This window comes from Pseudoxanthomonas sp. CCNWLW251 (genome assembly GCF_037402255.1).
Classification (GTDB): Bacteria; Pseudomonadota; Gammaproteobacteria; order Xanthomonadales; family Xanthomonadaceae; genus Pseudoxanthomonas_A.
The window spans coordinates 805442-823853 of record NZ_JBBEGA010000001.1 but is presented as its reverse complement, the minus strand read 5'-3'; the positions used below and the strand labels follow the sequence as shown (position 1 = coordinate 823853).

Genomic DNA, 18412 nt, shown 5'->3' with positions numbered 1-18412 from the left:
GTGTTCTACCGTCTGGTCGTTCATAAGGGGGGGGTATGTCCGCATTCCGCAAAGCTCGCCAGGCGCCGAGAAGGCATCAGCGGTCTCGGGGGTTCACCCTGATCGAGCTGATAGTGACCATTGCCGTGGTCGCCATCATCGCCGCGATCGCCACGCCGGGCATGGTGACCCTGATCAATTCCAACCGTTTGGCCGGGACGACGGGGGAGATCTCGGCGGCAATCCAGCTTGCGCGTTCCGAAGCCATACGTCGCAACGCCCGCGTGACCGTCTGCAGCAGCACGAATGGCACCACTTGCAGCAATAGCGACAATTGGTCGCGATGGATCATCACCGGGCGGGACAATACGACCGGCGTGATCGACGTGATCCGTGACGAGACACTGACCGGAACGATGCGCGTTGCCGGACCGGCGGCGGGTATCCAGTTCAGTCCTTCGGGTCTGCTCAATGCGGGGCAGCTCGTCACGGTGTGCATTCCGACCGACAAGCCCCAGGCCAACCTGCGTGCCATCAATGTGCTGGTCAGCGGCAGCCTGACGACGGCGAAAGTGAATAATGGAGGTACGTGCTAGTGAAGGCAAAAACTCCGGCTCGCGAACGTGATGGGGCATTGCGGGTCCCGTATCGAGCGCGCGGCGTCAGTCTCGTCGAAGTGCTCGTCTCGGTGGTCGTGCTGAGCATCGGCCTGCTGGGCGTAGCTGCAATGCAGTCGGTCGCCCTGCGCGGCGGTCAAAGCTCATTGGAAAGCAGTCAGGCCGTCATGCAGACGACCGCCATCATCGAAGCCATGCGAGCCAACAGCGCCGCTGCGGCGGACTACAACATGGCAATGACGTGTGCGGTTCCGGGAGGAGGAACCCTCGCCCAGAACGACCGGAGGGCGTGGATCGCTTCCCTGAAAGCCACCATCGGATCGGGTAATGCTGACACGACCACATGCGGTGCGATTGCCGGGTGTCCCGCCGCATGCGTGATAACCGTGCAATGGGATGACTCGCGTGCGCGGGGTGGGCAGACCCGTTCCATCGTCACGGGAACCCGCATATGAGCCGGTTCTTTCGAAAGGGTCTCACTAGTTCGCCAAGAGGCGGTGCAGGCTTCAGTCTTATCGAGCTGATGGTCGCCCTGGTTCTGGGGTTGCTTGTGGCCGGCGCAGCGTTTGCCATCTTCCATGCGAATCAACTCAGCTACCGATCCAACGAAGGTCTTAACCGCGTGCAGGAAAGCGCGCGCGTCGCATTCGAGTTGATGTCGCGCGACATCCGTGCAGCCGGGGGGTCCGCCTGTTCCAACGTCGCCAGGCCTAACGTGGAGCATGCGAATTCGGCCGAAGAGGTTGCGTTCCTCACCGCCCCCTTGAGTAGTTTGAGCCCGCAGACCGAGCTTACGACCGTGTCGGGCGACGATACGGCGTACCGGATCACCGCCTCGACGACCTCATCGCTCACGCTGGATGCCGCACAGATTGCTGACGCCACAACGGCCTTCAACGTGAACGACCAGCTCGTGCTGTGCAATGCAAATCAGTTGTATATCGTGCGCGCGACAAGCGTCACGCCCACGACAGTCGCCTTCACCCCGGCCACTACGGTGGCGCTCACCGCAGACCCGCTTGCACCCGCGGCTACGGTGATGCTGGCGCGTTACCGTAACACCCGCTGGTTTGCCGCCGACAACTCGCTTTTCGTGTCCCGCGCCGGCGGCGCCCGCGAGGAGGTCGCGCAGGGCGTGCAGAATCTGGCCGTGAGCTACCTGGAAACAGGCGGCAATACTTACAACCCGGTACCCGCCAACTGGGCGAACATTGTGGCCGTCCGGGTCAACATGACCTTGGTGGGGCAGGATGGTGAAGGTCGTGCCATCAGCCGCAACGTCTCAAACGTGGTCAGCCTGAGGAGCCGCACGCCATGAGGCAAGCGAACGACATCCAGAGGGCGCCGCGATCAGGGCATCGCGAAGCCGGCGTATCGCTGGTGGTGGTGTTGATTCTGCTCGTGGCCATGTCCATCCTGGGCCTGGCAGTGATGCGCAGCTCGGGCATGCAGGAGCGGATGAGCGCCAACATGCGCGACCGCAGCCTGGCATTCCAGGCAGCGGAAACCGCGCTGCGCGTCGCGCAGGAAGACGTGCTCGGCAACCCGGCCATCGAGGATCTCCAGTATGGCCGGACACTCACCGAGCTCGGGATTACCTGCGCGGGAGACGGCATCTGCGATGCGACCGCAGTGCCCGCGCCTGCAGCCGTATGGTTGACCGCGCCGGATGGCCGCTCCACGTATCGCATCGAGTACCTCGGTACCGGCAATGGGGCGAAGTTGCCTGGCGTTTGCCAGACGACCCCAGCCACCTACGAGTGCGAGAGACCCATGTTCCGTATCACCGCGCGCGGCCGTAGCCCAGGCCTGTCCGAGGTGTTTCTGCAAGCCAACGTTGTGAGCCGGTAAGCCGGGAACTTCAATCATGAATCTTCGATCTGTGCAGAACCCACACGCCACCGCTCGTGCACGCGGCGTGGGGTTCCAATGGTGGTCCGCCCCTGTAGCGTTCCTGGCCACGCTGCTGGCTCTGCCTGTGAATGCAGGGATCACGCTGCCGGATGATCCGCTTACGACGACCAGCCGCGTCGCGCCCAACGTGCTCTTCATTCTGGACGACTCGGGGTCGATGGAAGAGACGAGCATGCCTTCCACGCCGCCGGCGACGACGGCGCCCAACGTGGCGAACCTGGCGTATACGCGCAACACGTTGTCGTACAACCCGGGCGTCTCCTATCAGGCATGGACGCAGGCGAGCGGCGTCCGAATGACTGGCGGCGTCGCGTACACGGGGGCGTATTCCGACCTGAGCCTTGCCAGCGGTAGCATCAACTTGGCGAGCGCGACCAGAACGTTCTATGTGCCCAAGAATACGGCGAGTAGCGACGCAACCTATCTGGGGGCCGGCACCAATTATTACCGCTACCAGATAACGCCGGATGGCAGAATTTATCGGAGCGAGTGGTTGACCTCGGGCAGTTCCACGTCGCCAACGGTGAACGGGACCTTGGGAACGGCGGGGACCACGAACGCGGGCAACTACTCGAATACATGGAACGTGTTGATTCCGCCTTATGCGTACGGTCTGACCTTTGCCAGCAGCGGCGGTACGGTCAGCGGTACCAATCGGGGGGCGGATCTGTATATCCGGTCGGGCAACCAGACTGTGAATATCAACAACAACTACACCAGCCGGGGCCTGAACAACGGAAATGCTGAAAGCGTCGCGGGGGCTGTTTCCGGCTCGGAGGTCACATGGTACGCACGCCTGTATGCCCAGACCAATTTCGGCGGGACGGTAACCGTTGGCTACACCTACAGCCTGTGCGCAACTGGGTCGATATCCGGCGCCGCATGGCGCAACTGCACCGAGGTGAGCTCGATTCCGAATACCGACCGCTCAACGGTCGCCGCTGAGCTGACAAACTACGCCACGTGGTATTCGTATCACCGGACCCGCATGAAGGCGGCCAAGGCCGGCGCCGGCGACGCGTTCCGCGGACAGGGCAACAAGGTGCGCGTGGGTTTCCGCACCATCTGGGGGCGCAATACGTTCGATATCCCCGTTGGCGACGGAAACGATGGTCGCTTCGTCAACAACATGGACGACCCGAATACCGTTGCGAACGAGTCCACGACGTCGCGCAGTACGTGGTATTCGCGCCTCTATGGTGCCGAGGGCAGCGGCTATACGCCCTTGCGCACCGCGCTGCGAGATGCTGGTGCGTACTTCAGCCTGGACACCAACAGCGGCCCGTATGGCCCGCAGGCGCGAGTCAGCCAGTTCTCCTGCCGACAGAATTTCACCATCCTGACAACCGATGGTTACTGGAACGACGATGGACAGGGTGACAGGCCCTCGTTCGACGCGACCGGCACGGGCGATCAGGACGGTACGGCCGGCGCCACCATTACCGGTCCGAACGAACAGACCTTCACCTACACGCCGGGTGCCCCATTCCGGGACGGAGCAACCACGCGTTCCAATACGCTCGCCGACGTCGCCATGAGGTATTGGAAGGGCGATTTGCGCAGTGACCTGATCAACAATGTTCCTGCGACACCCGAGAATCCCGCCTTCTGGCAGCACATGGTCACGTTCGGGATCTCGATCGGCCTTTCGGGCACCAGTGGCCGTAGCTCGGTCGATGACGTGCCGGCGAATGCAACCTGGAACGATCCGCTGGATGGTGAGGACGGCGACCGCATCGATGACCTGTTGCATGCGGCAGTGAATGGTCGCGGAGCCTTCGTGTCAGCCTCGAATCCGAAGGAGTTTGCCGCGGGCCTGTCCCAGGCACTGGACGTCATTGCCAAGCGTACGAGCTCGTATTCGAACGTCGCGACCAACTCGACCTCGCTGAACACCGGCGCCCAAGTCTTCAGCGCAAGCTATACGTCAGGTACTTGGGTTGGCTCGGTTACGGCACGTTCCGTCACCCGTGCCGGTGTGTCCGACACCGTGGCCTGGACGGCGTCCATCCCCACGTGGAGCACGCGTCGGGTATTCACTTCAAATGGCACCTCGGGTTCCGCGTTCCCGACAAGCTCCCAGGTGGCCGCGCTGTTGCGTACGGGTGGCCCCGTCGATTACCCCGTTACCGGGACTGAGAACGCGAACTATCTGAAGGGTGATGCCAGCAAGGAAGAACGCAACGGTGGTTTGCTGCGGAACCGCGCCACCCTGCTTGGTGACGTTGTGGGCTCATCGCCGGCCTACGTGAAGGACACGAACACGGTGTATGTCGGTGCCAACGACGGCATGTTGCATGCCTTCGATGCTGCCAATGGCAACGAGCTTTTTGCCTATGTGCCCAGCATTCTCAACTTCAACCATCTGGCAACGTTGAGCCGGGGTGACTACACCCACAAGTTCTTCGTCGACGGCCCGGTTGCAGTGAGCAATCGCACGTTGACGCCCGGCCGGAATACGCTGGTCGGCACGCTGGGTCGCGGCGGCAAGGGACTTTATGCCTTGAACGTGAGTGCTCCCGCCTCCTTCGGTGGTACCGATTTCAAATGGGAGCGTGCAGACACGCCGGCGGGCAATATGGGCCTTGTGCTTGGTGCGCCCGTCCTCGCGCAGGTGCGCAACGGGGCATCGAGTCCGGCAGTGGTCATTGGCAATGGCGTGAACAGCACCACGGAGCGTGCCGTTCTGATCGTCCTCAATCTGGATACCGGCGCCGTGATCCGCGAGATCGATACGGGCGTTGGCAGCACCTTGGCGCCCAATGGCCTGTCCGCGCCGACCGGCGTGTATGCCGCAGACGGCAAGACGCTCGCCTATGTCTACGCGGGTGACATGCAGGGCAATGTGTGGAAGTTCGACCTGCGCAGTACGTCGCCTGCGGCGTGGTCGGCTACCCGGTTGTTCACTGCGGCAAAGCCCGGCGTTACGCAGCCGATTACCAGCGGCATCACGCTGGCGACAGATCCGGCCACCAACGCGCGCTGGGTATTCTTTGGCACAGGCCGCTTCATGACGACGAGCGATGCCGACGACAAATCCACCTTCAGCCAGAGTATCTACGGCGTCAAGGACGAGGACGTCGCATACGCGCGGGCAGACTTGACCGCGAGAACGATCACGGTCACCGATGCGACATCCAGCGGGTATCCTGTACGCGCGTTCCAGACGAAGGAGGCGCTGCCTCTCGCATCCAAGGGTTGGTATGTCGATCTGCCGGCCGCGGGCGAACGGATCGTGCAGGATGCGCAGATTGTCTCGAACTTTCTGGTGACGGCGAGCATGATCCCGGAAGGTAACGCCTGTGAATCTTCGGGTACCGGATACATCAATGCCTTGGATGCGTTCACGGGCACGAGTGGAGGAACGTCGTTCTTCAATCTCGACAACGGCACCACGACCGACGACACAGCGGTAGGAGGTCTGCCCGTGGGCTCGGTGAACCTTGGGGTCGGCATGCCTACGCGGCCGGTACTGCTGCCGGGGCAGATCGTGCTTGGAGGGTCGGGTGACGGTAGTGCGGCTGGTCTCGGCGGAAGCCCGACTTTCGGCATGCGCTGGCAGCGTGTCTCGTGGCGCGAAGTCCGGCAGGATTAAACAACGTGATGTTCAACAAGGAACAGGATGCTATGCGCTACTCACGTGTGTCGGGCTTCTCGCTTATCGAGATCATGATCGTGGTGGCGATCCTCGCCATCATCGCCTCGATCGCGCTGCCCAGCTACAACGAGCACATCCGCAGGACCCGGCGTGCTGCCGGCGCCGCCTGCCTGTTGCAGGCGTCGCAGCAGATGGAGCGCTTCTACACCGTGAATCTGGCTTACAACGCGCCCGGATCTCCGGCGGCGTTCACCTGTGACTCCGATACGACTCCGTTCTACACCATCACGCCAGGGGCAGTCGCGGCGAAAACGTACACCCTCAATGCCACTCCCATCGGGGCGCAGGCGGGCGATAGTTGCGGCACATTGTCGATCACCGCAGCAGGGGTCCGGTCTCCCACAACGGCGGGTTGCTGGTAAGCAACATGTTGCACGTGTGGGCGCAGGTCAACGCGCGATAGTGGTATCAACGCGAGCGCCTTACTGACGCTCCAAAAGCAGAAGGCCGCGATTACTCGCGGCCTTCTGCTTTTTTGATGCTGGCGCCCGAAGTTGGACTCGAACCAACGACCCCCTGATTAACAGTCAAGTGCTCTAACCGGCTGAGCTATTCGGGCGGGGCGCGTATTGTAGCCAGCCTTTCAGGTGGGGACAAGCCTCCAGGCTGCCCTTCGGGAGCCTCGACGTGATCAGCAGGGCGTCGTCATGTCGCCGCGGACCGTGCGGGGGCGGCCCGTGCTGTTCACGATGACGCTGCCCGCCACGCGACCATCGTGGCAGATGCGGATGGTGAGGTTGGTGCCATAGCTGAATCCGGAAGACTGGTAACGTAAAAATCGACGTCCCGACGTAGAAAGGATCTTCAGGTCACGCTGCGCGGGTGCAGGATCATTCCTGTAGATATCGAGCTCCTCATCAGGTTGCCGATTGCCATCCGGATCGCGAAAGGCAAGCCAGTGGCTGCTCCAGTCGCTGCCCTGGCTGCACAGGCCGTCGCCCAGGCTCGGACACACGACTACCGGCACGCCCTGGGTGATGGCGGTTATCCGTGCGGATGCGAAGTGGGAGGTGAGCAGGTTCATGGTGGCACTGGCCTGCTGTCGGACCATGAGCCGCTGGAACGACGGCAAGCCGATGGCGACCAGCATGGTCAGGACGGCGAGACAGACCGACAGCTCGACCAGGGTGAATCCTGTCCTGCCGGTTCTCTTGCCCGTGTGGGCCCCGTTTCCGGGAGATGAGGGCATCCATGCCATCAAAGACTCCTTGTCCGAATTGACGGCTACCACAGTCATCCGCCGGGCGGGGACGCGCCATCAGGGCAGTCCCTGTCCGCGTGTAGGAAATGGCTGCAGGGGCTGTCACGCCTGCGCGGCTATACTCAATGGTTGGCTCCCGGGCGGCGTGCGATGACTGATCGTTTCCAGCTTGTTTCCCCGTATTCCCCTGCCGGTGACCAGCCGCAGGCCATCGAGAGGCTCGTGCAGAATTTCGAGGCGGGATTGGCGAAGCAGACCCTGCTGGGCGTGACGGGTTCAGGCAAGACGTACACCATCGCCAACGTGGTCCAGCAGGTGCAGAAGCCGACACTGGTGATGGCGCCCAACAAGACCCTGGCCGCGCAGCTGTATGGCGAGTTCAAGGCGTTTTTCCCGCACAACGCGGTGGAGTACTTCGTCAGCTATTACGACTACTACCAGCCGGAAGCCTATGTCCCGGCCAGCGACACCTTCATCGAGAAGGACAGCTCGATCAACGAGCACATCGAACAGATGCGGCTGGCAGCGACCAAGACGCTGCTTTCGCGACCGGACGCGCTGGTGGTGGCGACCGTGTCCGCGATCTACGGCCTGGGTGCGCCGGAGGACTACCTGTCGTTGCGGCTGATCCTGTCGCTGGGCGAACGCATCGACCAGCGCGAGCTGATCCGTCACCTGACCCAGCTGCAGTACACCCGCAACGAGTACGAACTGCAGCGCGGCACGTTCCGCGTACGCGGCGAGGTGATCGATGTGCATCCGGCGGAAAGCGACATGGAAGCACTGCGCATCGAACTGTTCGATGGCGAGGTCGAAGGGCTGACCCTGTTCGATCCGCTCACCGGCGAATCCATGCGCAAACTGCAGCGCTACACCGTGTATCCGAAAACCCACTATGCGACCACGCGCGAACGCGTGCTGGCGGCCGTCGATACCATCAAGGTCGAGTTGAAGGACCGCCTGGAGCAGCTCTACGCGCAGAACAAGCTGGTCGAAGCCCAGCGGCTCGCCCAGCGTACGCAGTTCGACGTGGAGATGATGGCGGAGGTCGGTTTCTGTTCGGGCATCGAGAACTACTCGCGCCACCTGACCGGCAAGGCGCCGGGCGAGCCGCCGCCCACGCTGTTCGACTACCTGCCGGCCGACGCGCTGCTGGTGATCGACGAATCGCACGTGACCATCCCGCAGATCGGCGCCATGTACAAGGGCGATCGTTCACGCAAGGAAACGCTGGTGGAGTTCGGGTTCCGCCTGCCGTCGGCGCTGGACAACCGGCCACTGCGTTTCGAGGAGTGGGAAGCGCGTTCGCCACGCAGCATCTATGTCTCCGCGACACCCGGGCCTTACGAGCTGCGGGAGTCCAACGGCGAGATCGTCGAACTGGTGGTGCGCCCGACCGGCCTGATCGATCCGGAGGTGGAGATCCGCCCGGTCGGCACGCAGGTGGACGATCTGCTGTCCCAGATCAATGAACGCGTGTCGTGGGGCGACCGCGTGCTGGTGACCACGCTGACCAAGCGCATGGCCGAAAACCTGACCGAATACCTGGGCGACCACGGCATCAAGGTGCGCTACCTGCATTCGGACGTGGACACGGTGGAGCGCGTGGAGATCATCCGCGACCTGCGCCTGGGCAAGTTCGATGTGCTGGTCGGCATCAACCTGCTGCGCGAAGGCCTGGACATGCCGGAGGTGTCGCTGGTCGCGATCCTAGACGCGGACAAGGAGGGCTTCCTGCGTTCCACCGGTTCGCTGATCCAGACCATCGGCCGGGCCGCCCGCAACCTGCGCGGCAAGGCGATCCTGTACGCGGACCGCATGACCCGGTCCATGCAGGCCGCCATCGACGAAACCGGTCGGCGGCGCGAGAAACAGGTGGAATACAACCTTGAACACGGCATCACGCCCAAGTCGGTGGCGCGGCCGATCGTGGACATCCTGGAAGGGGCGCGCAGCGAGGGGGCCGAGACCAAGGGCGGCCGGGGCAAGGCACGCCGGGTGGCGGAGGAGCCTGCCGACTACGGCCCCCTGGATCCGGCACAGGCGCTGGCCAAGATCAAGGCGCTGGAGCAGCAGATGTACCAGCACGCCCGCGACCTGGAGTTCGAGGATGCCGCGCGCCTGCGCGACAAGATCCGGCGCCTGAAGGAGGCCAGCCTCGGCGCCTGAGCCGTCCGTGCACGGCCTGGTTGTCGGCGACCCCGCTTCCGGGCTAGAATTCGCGCCCCTGCAAAGGGCAGACCGGGCGGTTAGCTCAGCGGTAGAGCACTACCTTGACATGGTAGGGGTCACAGGTTCGAACCCTGTACCGCCCACCACGCTTCCACAGCGTGGCATCGTTTCCCTTTGACGCCATCAGCAGCATCACGAGGTGGCCCGCGGAAACGCCGGCCGAGCGTGCGACATGAGCACTACCACCGCCTGAACCTGGTACTGCCCGAGGCTCTGCATCCCGTAGGCGCCCTCGTGGCGCTTTTTTCATGCCCGTACACGCCCGGACGCCATCGCGCCGGCGTCACCCAGACCGAGTCCACGCTCCGATGATCACGATCACGCTCCCCGACGGCAGCCGCCGCGAGTTCGAGAACCCCGTTTCCGTCATGCAGGTGGCCCAGTCCATCGGCGCGGGCCTGGCCAAGGCCACCCTGGCAGGTGCGGTGGACGGGAAGCTGGTGGACGCCAGCGACGTCATCGACCACGACGCCAGCTTGCGCATCATCACGCCGAAGGACGAGGAAGGCCTGGAGATCATCCGCCACTCCTGCGCGCACCTGGTCGGCCATGCGGTGAAGCAGCTCTATCCCGACGTGAAGATGGTCATCGGCCCCGTGATCGCCGAGGGCTTCTACTACGACATCCACAGCGAACGCCCGTTCACGCCGGAAGACCTGGCGGCGGTCGAGCAGCGCATGCAGGAACTGATCGCGCAGGACTACGACGTCATCAAGAGGGTGACGCCGCGCGCCGAAGTGATCGAGGTCTTCAAGGCCCGCGGCGAGGACTACAAGCTGCGTTTGATCGACGACATGCCCGACGAAACCGCGATGGGCCTGTACTACCACCAGGAATACGTGGACATGTGCCGCGGACCGCACGTGCCCAACACGCGCTTCCTGAAGGCGTTCAAGCTGACCCGCATCTCCGGCGCCTACTGGCGCGGCGACGCCAAGAACGAGCAGCTGCAGCGCATCTACGGCACGGCGTGGGCCGACAAGAAGCAGCTGGAAGCCTATATCCAGCGCATCGAGGAAGCCGAGAAGCGCGACCACCGCAAGATCGGCAAGCAGCAGGAGCTGTTCCACCTGCAGGAAGAGGCGCCGGGTCTGGTGTTCTGGCACCCCAAGGGCTGGGCCATCTGGCAGGTGGTCGAGCAGTACATGCGCAAGGTCTACCGCGACAGCGGATACCAGGAAGTGCGCTGCCCGCAGATCCTCGATGTCGCCCTGTGGAAGAAGTCGGGCCACTGGGACAACTACAAGGAAAACATGTTCTTCAGCGAGTCGGAGAACCGCACCTACGCGGTCAAGCCGATGAACTGCCCGGGCCACGTGCAGGTGTTCAACCAGGGCCTGCACAGCTACCGCGACCTGCCGATCCGCTATGGCGAGTTCGGCGCCTGCCACCGCAACGAGCCCTCGGGCGCGCTGCACGGCATCCTGCGCGTGCGCGGCTTCACCCAGGACGATGGCCACATCTTCTGCACGGAAGACCAGATCGAGGCCGAGGTAACGGCGTTCCACCAGCAGGCGTTGAAGGTGTACGCGGACTTCGGCTTCGAGGACATCCAGATCAAGATCGCCCTGCGCCCCGAATCGCGCCTGGGCGACGACGCCACCTGGGACAAGGCCGAGACCGCCCTCCGTGCCGCTCTGCGCAGCTGCGGAGTGGAATGGCAGGAACTGCCGGGCGAAGGCGCCTTCTACGGCCCGAAGATCGAGTACCACCTGAAGGACGCCATCGGCCGCACCTGGCAGTTGGGCACCATGCAGGTCGACTTCATGATGCCGGGCCGCCTGGGGGCCGAGTACGTGGACGAGAACAGCCAGCGCCAGCAGCCGGTCATGCTCCACCGGGCCATCGTGGGCTCCATGGAGCGGTTCATCGGCATCCTGATCGAGCACCATGCTGGTGCATTCCCGTCCTGGCTGGCGCCCCAGCAGGCCGTGGTGATGAATATCACCGATGCCCAGGCCGATTATGTGGCCGATGTCCGGAAAACCCTTTCAAATCAAGGGTTCCGGGTGGCGGCCGATTTGCGGAACGAGAAGATCGGCTATAAGATTCGCGAGCACACGCTGCAGCGGGTGCCGTACCTGCTGGTGGTCGGAGACCGCGAGAAGGAAAATGGCGCCATCGCCGTGCGTACGCGTTCCGGGGAAGATCTGGGCACGATGTCCGTCGCCGCCTTCGCCGAACGTTTGCGGAACGAGCACGCTACGCAATAATTGGTTCCGGTCCTTCGCGGACCGGCGCACCCCTCCCTGGAGACCGCAACATCAGCATCCCTGACAACAAGCAAAACCGCAAAAACCACGAGATCCGCGTACCGCGCGTGCGCGTGATCGGTTCGGACGGCGAAATGATCGGCGTGCTCACGCGCGATGAGGCGTTGGCCAAGGCGGAAGACGAAGGACTGGACCTCGTCGAGATCCAGCCCAACGCCGAGCCGCCTGTCTGCAAGATCATGGACTTCGGCAAGTTCAAGTTCGAAGCGCAGAAGAAGGCCAATGAGGCCAAGAAGAAGCAGAAGCAGGTCGAGATCAAGGAACTGAAGTTCCGCCCCGTCACCGACGAGGGCGACTACCAGATCAAGATGCGCAACATCCGCCGCTTCCTGGAAGAAGGCGACAAGGTCAAGGTCAACATCCGCTTCCGTGGCCGTGAGATGAGCCACCAGGAGCTGGGCCGCGAAATGGCCGCGCGCATCGAGGCCGAGCTGGGCGACGAGATCGTCATCGAATCCCGTCCGCGCCTCGAAGGTCGCCAGATGGTCATGATGATCGCCCCCAAAAAGAAGTGATGTCAGCGGCCAAGCCGCTGACACCTGCCGTTCCCCTCGCCCCGCAAGCGGGGAGAGAGCAAAGGGTGAGGGGAAGGCGCCGCAAGGCGCCTTTCTCGCTTTCAGCTCTCCGCTACTGGGCTAAGTAGCCGGATTTGCAAGAAAAAACAGCAGCGGGCATAATACGCGGCCCGGTACGCCGGGAGGCTGCTCGCAGCCGATGGACCCGTCGGAGGTTCCGTTCTGGAATCAACGACTTACAAGCCGATATGGGCAGGGATGGAAAGTGTGGTCGTCAGACTGCCGCCCCGATCAGTGACATAAACCCGTCAAGGACATAGCAATGCCCAAGATCAAGACCCACCGGGCGGCAGCGAAGCGTTTTCGCAAGACCGCATCCGGCAAGTTCAAGGCTGGCCACGCCAACCGCAGCCACATCCTCACCAAGAAAGCGACCAAGCGTAAGCGCGGCCTGCGTGCGACGAATATCATTCGCGCCGAGGACAGCGGCCGTTTGAACCGCATGCTTCCCTACCTCTGAGGATTTGAGACATGGCACGAGTTAAGCGTGGCGTGACGGCGCGTCGTCGTCACAAGAAAGTCCTCCACCTGGCCAAGGGCTACTACAACGCCCGTCGCAAGGTGTTCCGCGTCGCCAAGCAGGCGGTGATCAAGGCGGGTCAGTACGCCTACATCGGCCGCAAACAGAAGAAGCGCAATTTCCGTTCGCTGTGGATCACCCGCATCAATGCGGCTGCCCGTATCAACGGCCTGAGCTACAGCCGTTTCATGAACGGCCTGCTGAAGGCTGGCATCACCCTGGACCGCAAGGTGCTGGCGGATATCGCCGTGCATGACGCGGCCGGTTTTGCGGCCCTGGCTGAAAAGGCGAAGGGCGCACTCGCGGCGTAAGCCGCGTCTCCACCGTAACAGCACACCGGCAGTCCATCGCCGGGAACACGTGGGGAAGGGCGCGAGTCCTTCCCCATTGTTTTTTGTGGTTTCCGTCTTGTGGGAGCGACGTGAGTCGCGATGAAGGAGCCCAGATGCCCCATCGCGATTCACGTCGCTCCCATAAGATGGCCTCCTCTCATGGACATCCAATGAGCGATATCGAATCCCTGTCCACCCAGGCGCTGGCCGACATCGCCGCCGCGCCTTCGCCCGATGCGCTGGAGCACCTGCGCGTCGCGCTGCTGGGCAAGAACGGCAGCGTCACCACGCAGCTGAAGCAACTGGGCGCACTGCCCGCCGATCAGCGCAAGGCTGCGGGCGAAGCCATCAATCGGGCGCGCGATGCCATCGGTGATGCGCTGTCCACGCGCAAGGCCGTGCTGGAAGACGCTGCACTGGATGCCCGCCTGGCCGGCGAAACCGTCGACGTCACGCTGCCCGGCCGCAACGGTACACGCGGCGGCCTGCATCCGATCAGCCGCACGCTGGAGCGCATCGCCGACATCTTCGGCCGCCTGGGCTATGAACTGGCCGATGGCCCCGAGATCGAGGACGACTGGCACAATTTCGAGGCGCTGAACTTCCCGCCGCACCATCCGGCGCGCGCCATGCACGATACGTTCTATTTCGGCGACGGTCGCCTGTTGCGCACGCACACCTCCGGCGTGCAGGTGCGCTACATGGATTCGCACCAGCCGCCGCTGCGCATGATCGCGGCCGGCAAGGTCTATCGCAGCGACAGCGACCAGACGCATTCGCCGATGTTCCACCAGGTCGAAGGCCTGCTGGTGGACGAGCATTCCACCTTCGCCGACCTCAAGGGCACGCTGGCCGAGTTCGTGCGCGCGTTCTTCGAGCGCGATTTCGAGATGCGCTTCCGTCCCAGCTACTTCCCGTTCGTGGAACCGGGCGCCGAGGTCGACATCGCCTGGCAGCAGCCCGATGGCAGCACGCGCTGGCTGGAAGTGCTGGGCTGCGGCATGGTGCATCCCAACGTGCTGCGCAACTGCGGCATCGATCCGGAGCGCTACACCGGCTTCGCATTCGGCCTCGGCGTGGAGCGCTTCGCGATGCTGCGCTATGGCGTCAACGACCTGCGTGCGTTCTTCGAGAACGACGTGCGGTTCCTGCGCCAGTTCGCGTAACGGGCTCGCGCCCACCGCAGTTCCGGCATCACGACACCTGATACATGACGACGGCGGGCCATGGCCCGCCCTACGGATCACGAACGATGAAGTTCTCTGAAAACTGGTTGCGCAGCCACGTTCCGACCCAGGCTACCCGCGCGGAGCTGGCGGCCACATTGACCGCCATCGGCCTGGAGGTCGAAGAGGTCACCGCCCTGGGCGATGGACTGGCGTGTGTGGTGGTCGCGCGCATCGTCGAGTGCGCCAAGCATCCCGAAGCGGACCGCCTGCAGGTCTGCCAGGTGGACGCAGGGCAGGGCGCTCTGCTGCAGATCGTCTGCGGGGCGCCGAATGCGCGTCCCGGCCTGCTGGCGCCGCTGGCGATGGTGGGTGCCAACGTGGGCGGCATCGCGATCAAGGCCGCCAAGCTGCGCGGCGTCGAGTCCAACGGCATGCTGTGCTCGGCCAAGGAACTGGGCATCGATGCGGACGCCTCCGGCCTGCTGGAACTGCCTGCCGATGCGCCGGTCGGTACGCCGATCGCCGATTATCTGGGCCTGCCGGATGCCAGCATCGAAATCAAGCTGACGCCGAACCGCGCTGATTGTTTCAGCGTGCGCGGCATCGCCTATGACGTCGCCGCCTCGCTGGGCAGCGAGGTGAAGCCGCTCGATGCCGCGCCGGTGCCGGCGCAAAGCCAGTCGGAACTCAGCGTCGAACTGGATGCAGGTGAACGCGTGCCGCGCTTCGTCGGTCGGGTGATCGAAGGTGTCGACGCGACGGCGCTGACGCCGGTGTGGATGGTGGAGCGTCTCCGTCGCAGTGGTGTACGACCGATCAGCTTCCTCGTCGATGTCACCCAGTACGTCATGCTGGAACTCGGCCAGCCGATGCATGCCTTCGACAAGGACACGCTGGAAGGTGGCATTGTCGTGCGTCCCGCGCGGGCAGGCGAGACGCTCGCGCTGCTCGACGGGCGCACCGTGACGCTCGATGAGGAGTTCCTGACCGTTTCCGACGGCCGGGGCGGTCGCGCAGCGCGCGCTGTCGCGCTGGGCGGCATCATGGGCGGCCACGACACCCGCGTCACCGATGCCACCCGCAATGTGTTCCTCGAGGCCGCGCACTGGATTCCCTCGGCGATCATCGGTCGCAGCCGCAAGCTCGGCCTGCACACGGATGCCGGCCATCGCTTCGAGCGCGGCGTCGACCCCGAGTTGCCGCGCATTGCCGTGGAGTACGCCACCCGGCTGATCATGGACGTCGCCCGTGGCGTCCCGGGTCCGGTCACCCAGGCGGACCTGCCCGAACATCTGCCGAAGCCGGCGAGCATCCTGTTGCGCCGTGCGCGTGTCGCACGCGTGCTGGGCGTCGAGATTCCGGACCTGGAGATCGAACGCATCCTGCACGCGCTGGGCTTGCAGGTCGTGGCCGTCGCCGACGGTTGGAGCGTGGTTGCGCCCAGCCGGCGCTTCGACATCGCCATCGAGGAGGACCTGATCGAGGAACTGGCACGCATCCACGGCTACGACCGCGTGCCGACCACGCTGCCGGGTGGTGCGATACGCATCGCGGCCCCGAGTGAGACCCGCGTCGAGGCCGGCACCGTGCGTCGGCATCTGGCGGCCCGCGACTATCTGGAAACAGTCAATTTCGCTTTCGTCGATGCCCAATGGCTGGCGCAGTGGAACGCGGCCGATGGTGCCGTGCCGCTGGCGAACCCGCTCAGCGCCGAGCTGGCGGTGATGCGTACGCGACTGCTGCCCGGGCTGGTGGCAGCGTTGCAGCGCAACGCCGCGCGCCAGGCCGGACGGGTCCGCCTGTTCGAGATCGGCAACGTGTTCCATGCGCCAACGCAGGCGGGCGGTGCGCCGGTCGAATCGCTGCGCCTTGCCGCCGCGATCACTGGCGAGGCGGCGGCCGAGCAGTGGGGCGCCCCTTCGCGCAAGGTCGATTTCCATGACCTCAAGGGCGACCTCGAGAGCGCGGCGGCACTGGCCGGCGCCACCCTCGAATTCCGCCCCTCGCGTGCCGCTCACGGCCACCCCGGCCGCTCGGCCGACATCTACCGCGATGGCGCCTGCATCGGCTGGATCGGGCAACTGCATCCGCGCCTGCAGCGCCAGTGGGACCTGGACGCCGACGTGGTCGCGTTCGAACTGGATCTGGGCCCGCTGACCGCGCGTGCGTTGCCGCGCGCCACGGAGCTGTCCCGGTACCCGTCCGTCCGCAGGGACCTCGCGTTCGTCGTCGCCGAGGAGGTGTCCTGGGCAGCGCTTGGCGATACGGTGAAAGCTGCCGCAGGGCCGCTGCTGCGCGATGTCCAGTTGTTCGACCGGTATGTCGGGCAGGGGGTCGAATCAGGTCAAAAGAGTCTCGCTATGGGCTTGATTTTGCAGGACAACTCACGCACTCTCACAGAAGACGACGTGGCGCAGGTAGTGGCGGCCGTCGTGGCCGCGATCAGCGCTTCGCATGGCGCGAAGATCCGCGGATGACCGATATGAAGGCAGTGGCAGGGCCGGTGACGGCCGCAATGGGGATGCAGTAGTCCATGGCATTGACGAAGGCGGAGATGGCCGAGCGTCTGTTCGACGAGGTCGGCCTGAACAAGCGCGAGGCGAAGGAATTCGTCGACGCCTACTTCGACGTGCTGCGCGAGGCCCTGGAACAGGGCCGGCAGGTGAAGCTGTCGGGGTTCGGCAATTTCGACCTGCGCCGCAAGAACCAGCGTCCCGGCCGCAACCCCAAGACCGGTGAGGAAATCCCGATCTCGGCACGGACGGTGGTGACCTTCCGGCCGGGCCAGAAACTCAAGGAGCGGGTGGAGACCTATGCTGGATCCGGGCAGTAACCGCGAGCTTCCGCCGATCCCGGCCAAGCGCTACTTCACCATCGGTGAGGTCAGTGAACTGTGCGACGTGAAGCCGCACGTACTGCGGTACTGGGAGACGGAATTCCCCAGCCTCGAACCCGCTAAGCGCCGCGGCAACCGGCGCTACTACCAGCGCCATGACGTGCTGATGGTGCGGCAGATCCGCAGCCTGCTGTACGAACAGGGCTACACGATCGGCGGTGCGCGCCTGCGCCTGGAGGGTGAGGGTGCCAAGCAAGAGGCTGCGTTGAGCCACCAGATCGTGCGCCAGGTGCGCATGGAACTGGAAGAAATCCTGCAGTTGCTTCGCCGGTGATGCATGGCGGCGCTCCTGCTGGGAGACGCCGAGGAATTCCGGCTATAATGCGCGACCCGTCGCAAGGCGGGCCGATCCGCGAGATTCGGGGCGTAGCGCAGCCTGGTAGCGCATCTGCCTGGGGGGCAGAGGGTCGTCGGTTCAAATCCGGCCGTCCCGACCAATCGCGGTTCGACATCAAGCCTGCGCTCACGCGTGGGCTTTTTTGTGCCCGCCGCGCGCCGCTGGCGATGGCTGGTCCCGTCCATCGTGTACAGGAAGGCCCATGCACCCACGCGCCGAAGAGCTGATCCGCACGTTGCAGTTGGTACCGCATCCCGAGGGCGGGCACTTCCGTCGCGTCTACGAATCGACCAAGCGCACGGAGGTGAACGGGATCGAGCGGCCCACCCTCACCGCCATCAAGTTCCTGTTGCCCGAAGGCGTCGTGACGCGCTGGCATCGTGTTGACGCGACCGAGGTCTGGGACTGGCACGAAGGAAATGCGATGGAACTGTCGATGTTCGATCCGGAGCAGCGCACGTTGACCCGTGTACAACTGGATACGTCGGCCCGCGGGGGACAGTCCAGCCAGGTGGTCCCGGCGGGCGTGTGGCAGAGCGCGCGCTCGCTTGGCCACTTCACCCTGGTGGATTGCTCCGTGTCGCCGGGTTTCAGCTGGAAAGGTTTCGAACTGATGCAGAGCGGCAGCGATGCCGAACGCACGCTGCGCGAGGCCGGCGGCAAAGTCGCCTGAACGAATCCCCCCGCGGCAACGTGCCGTCGCGCACGA

General features: G+C 64.2%; 17 protein-coding genes and 3 tRNA genes. 18 read left to right on the top strand and 2 right to left on the bottom strand.

Annotated features, from left to right (window positions below):
- Positions 1–35: 35 nt before the first annotated feature.
- The 6 genes from WBN46_RS03905 to WBN46_RS03880 are packed head-to-tail and all read left to right on the top strand — an operon-like array spanning position 36 to position 6530.
- The gene (locus WBN46_RS03905; protein WP_337730369.1) at positions 36–575 is read left to right on the top strand and encodes a GspH/FimT family pseudopilin; all 540 of its coding nucleotides are present in this window, start codon (positions 36–38) and stop codon (positions 573–575) included.
- The gene (gene pilV, locus WBN46_RS03900) at positions 569–1051 is read left to right on the top strand and encodes a type IV pilus modification protein PilV (RefSeq protein WP_337730368.1); all 483 of its coding nucleotides are present in this window, start codon (positions 569–571) and stop codon (positions 1049–1051) included. The genes WBN46_RS03905 and pilV overlap by 7 nt, the downstream gene beginning before the upstream one ends.
- Positions 1048–1914, top strand: coding sequence for a prepilin-type N-terminal cleavage/methylation domain-containing protein (locus WBN46_RS03895; RefSeq protein WP_337730367.1), 867 nt, complete (start codon positions 1048–1050; stop codon positions 1912–1914). The genes pilV and WBN46_RS03895 overlap by 4 nt, the downstream gene beginning before the upstream one ends.
- Positions 1911–2447 (top strand): PilX N-terminal domain-containing pilus assembly protein, encoded by a 537-nt coding sequence (locus WBN46_RS03890; RefSeq protein ID WP_337730366.1) that lies wholly within the window; start codon positions 1911–1913, stop codon positions 2445–2447. Before WBN46_RS03895 ends, WBN46_RS03890 begins: the two co-directional genes overlap by 4 nt.
- Before the next feature lie 16 nt (positions 2448–2463).
- Positions 2464–6105: a PilC/PilY family type IV pilus protein gene (locus tag WBN46_RS03885; RefSeq protein ID WP_337730365.1), complete on the top strand. Its 3642-nt coding sequence runs from the start codon at positions 2464–2466 to the stop codon at positions 6103–6105.
- 8 nt (positions 6106–6113) lie between these two features.
- On the top strand, positions 6114–6530 hold the full coding sequence (locus WBN46_RS03880; RefSeq protein ID WP_337730878.1) for a type IV pilin protein: 417 nt from the start codon (positions 6114–6116) through the stop codon (positions 6528–6530).
- A 120-nt stretch (positions 6531–6650) separates the two neighbouring features.
- On the opposite strand, the gene WBN46_RS03875 is transcribed toward WBN46_RS03880, so the two are convergent.
- Together WBN46_RS03875 and WBN46_RS03870 are read right to left on the bottom strand one after the other, a co-directional pair.
- A tRNA-Asn gene (locus WBN46_RS03875) sits at positions 6651–6727 on the bottom strand.
- A gap of 72 nt (positions 6728–6799) precedes the next feature.
- Complete coding sequence (locus WBN46_RS03870; protein WP_337730364.1) at positions 6800–7366, bottom strand: GspH/FimT family pseudopilin; 567 nt, start codon at positions 7364–7366, stop codon at positions 6800–6802.
- 153 nt (positions 7367–7519) lie between these two features.
- Between WBN46_RS03870 and uvrB the strand changes: the two genes are divergently transcribed.
- The 12 genes from uvrB (at position 7520) to WBN46_RS03810 (ending at position 18376) form a co-directional block, all read left to right on the top strand.
- Positions 7520–9538: an excinuclease ABC subunit UvrB gene (gene uvrB, locus WBN46_RS03865; RefSeq protein ID WP_337730363.1), complete on the top strand. Its 2019-nt coding sequence runs from the start codon at positions 7520–7522 to the stop codon at positions 9536–9538.
- A gap of 74 nt (positions 9539–9612) precedes the next feature.
- Positions 9613–9687: transfer RNA gene (locus WBN46_RS03860), tRNA-Val, on the top strand.
- 222 nt (positions 9688–9909) lie between these two features.
- Complete coding sequence (gene thrS, locus WBN46_RS03855; protein WP_337730362.1) at positions 9910–11814, top strand: threonine--tRNA ligase; 1905 nt, start codon at positions 9910–9912, stop codon at positions 11812–11814.
- A 50-nt stretch (positions 11815–11864) separates the two neighbouring features.
- Positions 11865–12389 (top strand): translation initiation factor IF-3, encoded by a 525-nt coding sequence (gene infC / locus WBN46_RS03850; protein ID WP_233210880.1) that lies wholly within the window; start codon positions 11865–11867, stop codon positions 12387–12389.
- 322 nt (positions 12390–12711) lie between these two features.
- Complete coding sequence (gene rpmI, locus WBN46_RS03845) at positions 12712–12909, top strand: 50S ribosomal protein L35 (protein ID WP_014160066.1); 198 nt, start codon at positions 12712–12714, stop codon at positions 12907–12909.
- 11 nt (positions 12910–12920) lie between these two features.
- Entirely contained in the window at positions 12921–13280 is a 360-nt protein-coding gene (rplT, locus tag WBN46_RS03840; protein ID WP_337730361.1) for a 50S ribosomal protein L20, read from the top strand.
- A gap of 191 nt (positions 13281–13471) precedes the next feature.
- Complete coding sequence (gene pheS / locus WBN46_RS03835) at positions 13472–14467, top strand: phenylalanine--tRNA ligase subunit alpha (RefSeq protein WP_337730360.1); 996 nt, start codon at positions 13472–13474, stop codon at positions 14465–14467.
- A gap of 86 nt (positions 14468–14553) precedes the next feature.
- Positions 14554–16947 (top strand): phenylalanine--tRNA ligase subunit beta, encoded by a 2394-nt coding sequence (gene pheT / locus WBN46_RS03830; protein WP_337730359.1) that lies wholly within the window; start codon positions 14554–14556, stop codon positions 16945–16947.
- 56 nt (positions 16948–17003) lie between these two features.
- Positions 17004–17303, top strand: a complete 300-nt coding sequence (locus WBN46_RS03825) for an integration host factor subunit alpha (protein ID WP_055936063.1) — start codon at positions 17004–17006, stop codon at positions 17301–17303.
- Positions 17284–17640, top strand: coding sequence for a MerR family transcriptional regulator (locus WBN46_RS03820; protein WP_056878218.1), 357 nt, complete (start codon positions 17284–17286; stop codon positions 17638–17640). The genes WBN46_RS03825 and WBN46_RS03820 overlap by 20 nt, the downstream gene beginning before the upstream one ends.
- An 86-nt stretch (positions 17641–17726) precedes the next feature.
- A tRNA-Pro gene (locus WBN46_RS03815) sits at positions 17727–17803 on the top strand.
- A gap of 102 nt (positions 17804–17905) precedes the next feature.
- On the top strand, positions 17906–18376 hold the full coding sequence (locus WBN46_RS03810; RefSeq protein WP_337730358.1) for a cupin domain-containing protein: 471 nt from the start codon (positions 17906–17908) through the stop codon (positions 18374–18376).
- Positions 18377–18412: the final 36 nt, after the last annotated feature.

Bases quoted from the DNA above. Each gene is read 5' to 3' on its own strand.
- WBN46_RS03905 (WP_337730369.1), top strand. From the start codon at position 36: ATGTCCGCATTCCGCAAAGCTCGCCAGGCGCCGAGAAGGCATCAGCGG.
- WBN46_RS03895 (WP_337730367.1), top strand. From the start codon at position 1,048: ATGAGCCGGTTCTTTCGAAAGGGTCTCACTAGTTCGCCAAGAGGCGGT.
- WBN46_RS03890 (WP_337730366.1), top strand. From the start codon at position 1,911: ATGAGGCAAGCGAACGACATCCAGAGGGCGCCGCGATCAGGGCATCGC.
- WBN46_RS03885 (WP_337730365.1), top strand. From the start codon at position 2,464: ATGAATCTTCGATCTGTGCAGAACCCACACGCCACCGCTCGTGCACGC.
- WBN46_RS03880 (WP_337730878.1), top strand. From the start codon at position 6,114: ATGTTCAACAAGGAACAGGATGCTATGCGCTACTCACGTGTGTCGGGC.
- WBN46_RS03870 (WP_337730364.1), bottom strand. From the start codon at position 7,366: ATGGCATGGATGCCCTCATCTCCCGGAAACGGGGCCCACACGGGCAAG.
- uvrB (WP_337730363.1), top strand. From the start codon at position 7,520: ATGACTGATCGTTTCCAGCTTGTTTCCCCGTATTCCCCTGCCGGTGAC.
- thrS (WP_337730362.1), top strand. From the start codon at position 9,910: ATGATCACGATCACGCTCCCCGACGGCAGCCGCCGCGAGTTCGAGAAC.
- rpmI (WP_014160066.1), top strand. From the start codon at position 12,712: ATGCCCAAGATCAAGACCCACCGGGCGGCAGCGAAGCGTTTTCGCAAG.
- rplT (WP_337730361.1), top strand. From the start codon at position 12,921: ATGGCACGAGTTAAGCGTGGCGTGACGGCGCGTCGTCGTCACAAGAAA.
- pheS (WP_337730360.1), top strand. From the start codon at position 13,472: ATGAGCGATATCGAATCCCTGTCCACCCAGGCGCTGGCCGACATCGCC.
- pheT (WP_337730359.1), top strand. From the start codon at position 14,554: ATGAAGTTCTCTGAAAACTGGTTGCGCAGCCACGTTCCGACCCAGGCT.
- WBN46_RS03825 (WP_055936063.1), top strand. From the start codon at position 17,004: ATGGCATTGACGAAGGCGGAGATGGCCGAGCGTCTGTTCGACGAGGTC.
- WBN46_RS03820 (WP_056878218.1), top strand. From the start codon at position 17,284: ATGCTGGATCCGGGCAGTAACCGCGAGCTTCCGCCGATCCCGGCCAAG.
- WBN46_RS03810 (WP_337730358.1), top strand. From the start codon at position 17,906: ATGCACCCACGCGCCGAAGAGCTGATCCGCACGTTGCAGTTGGTACCG.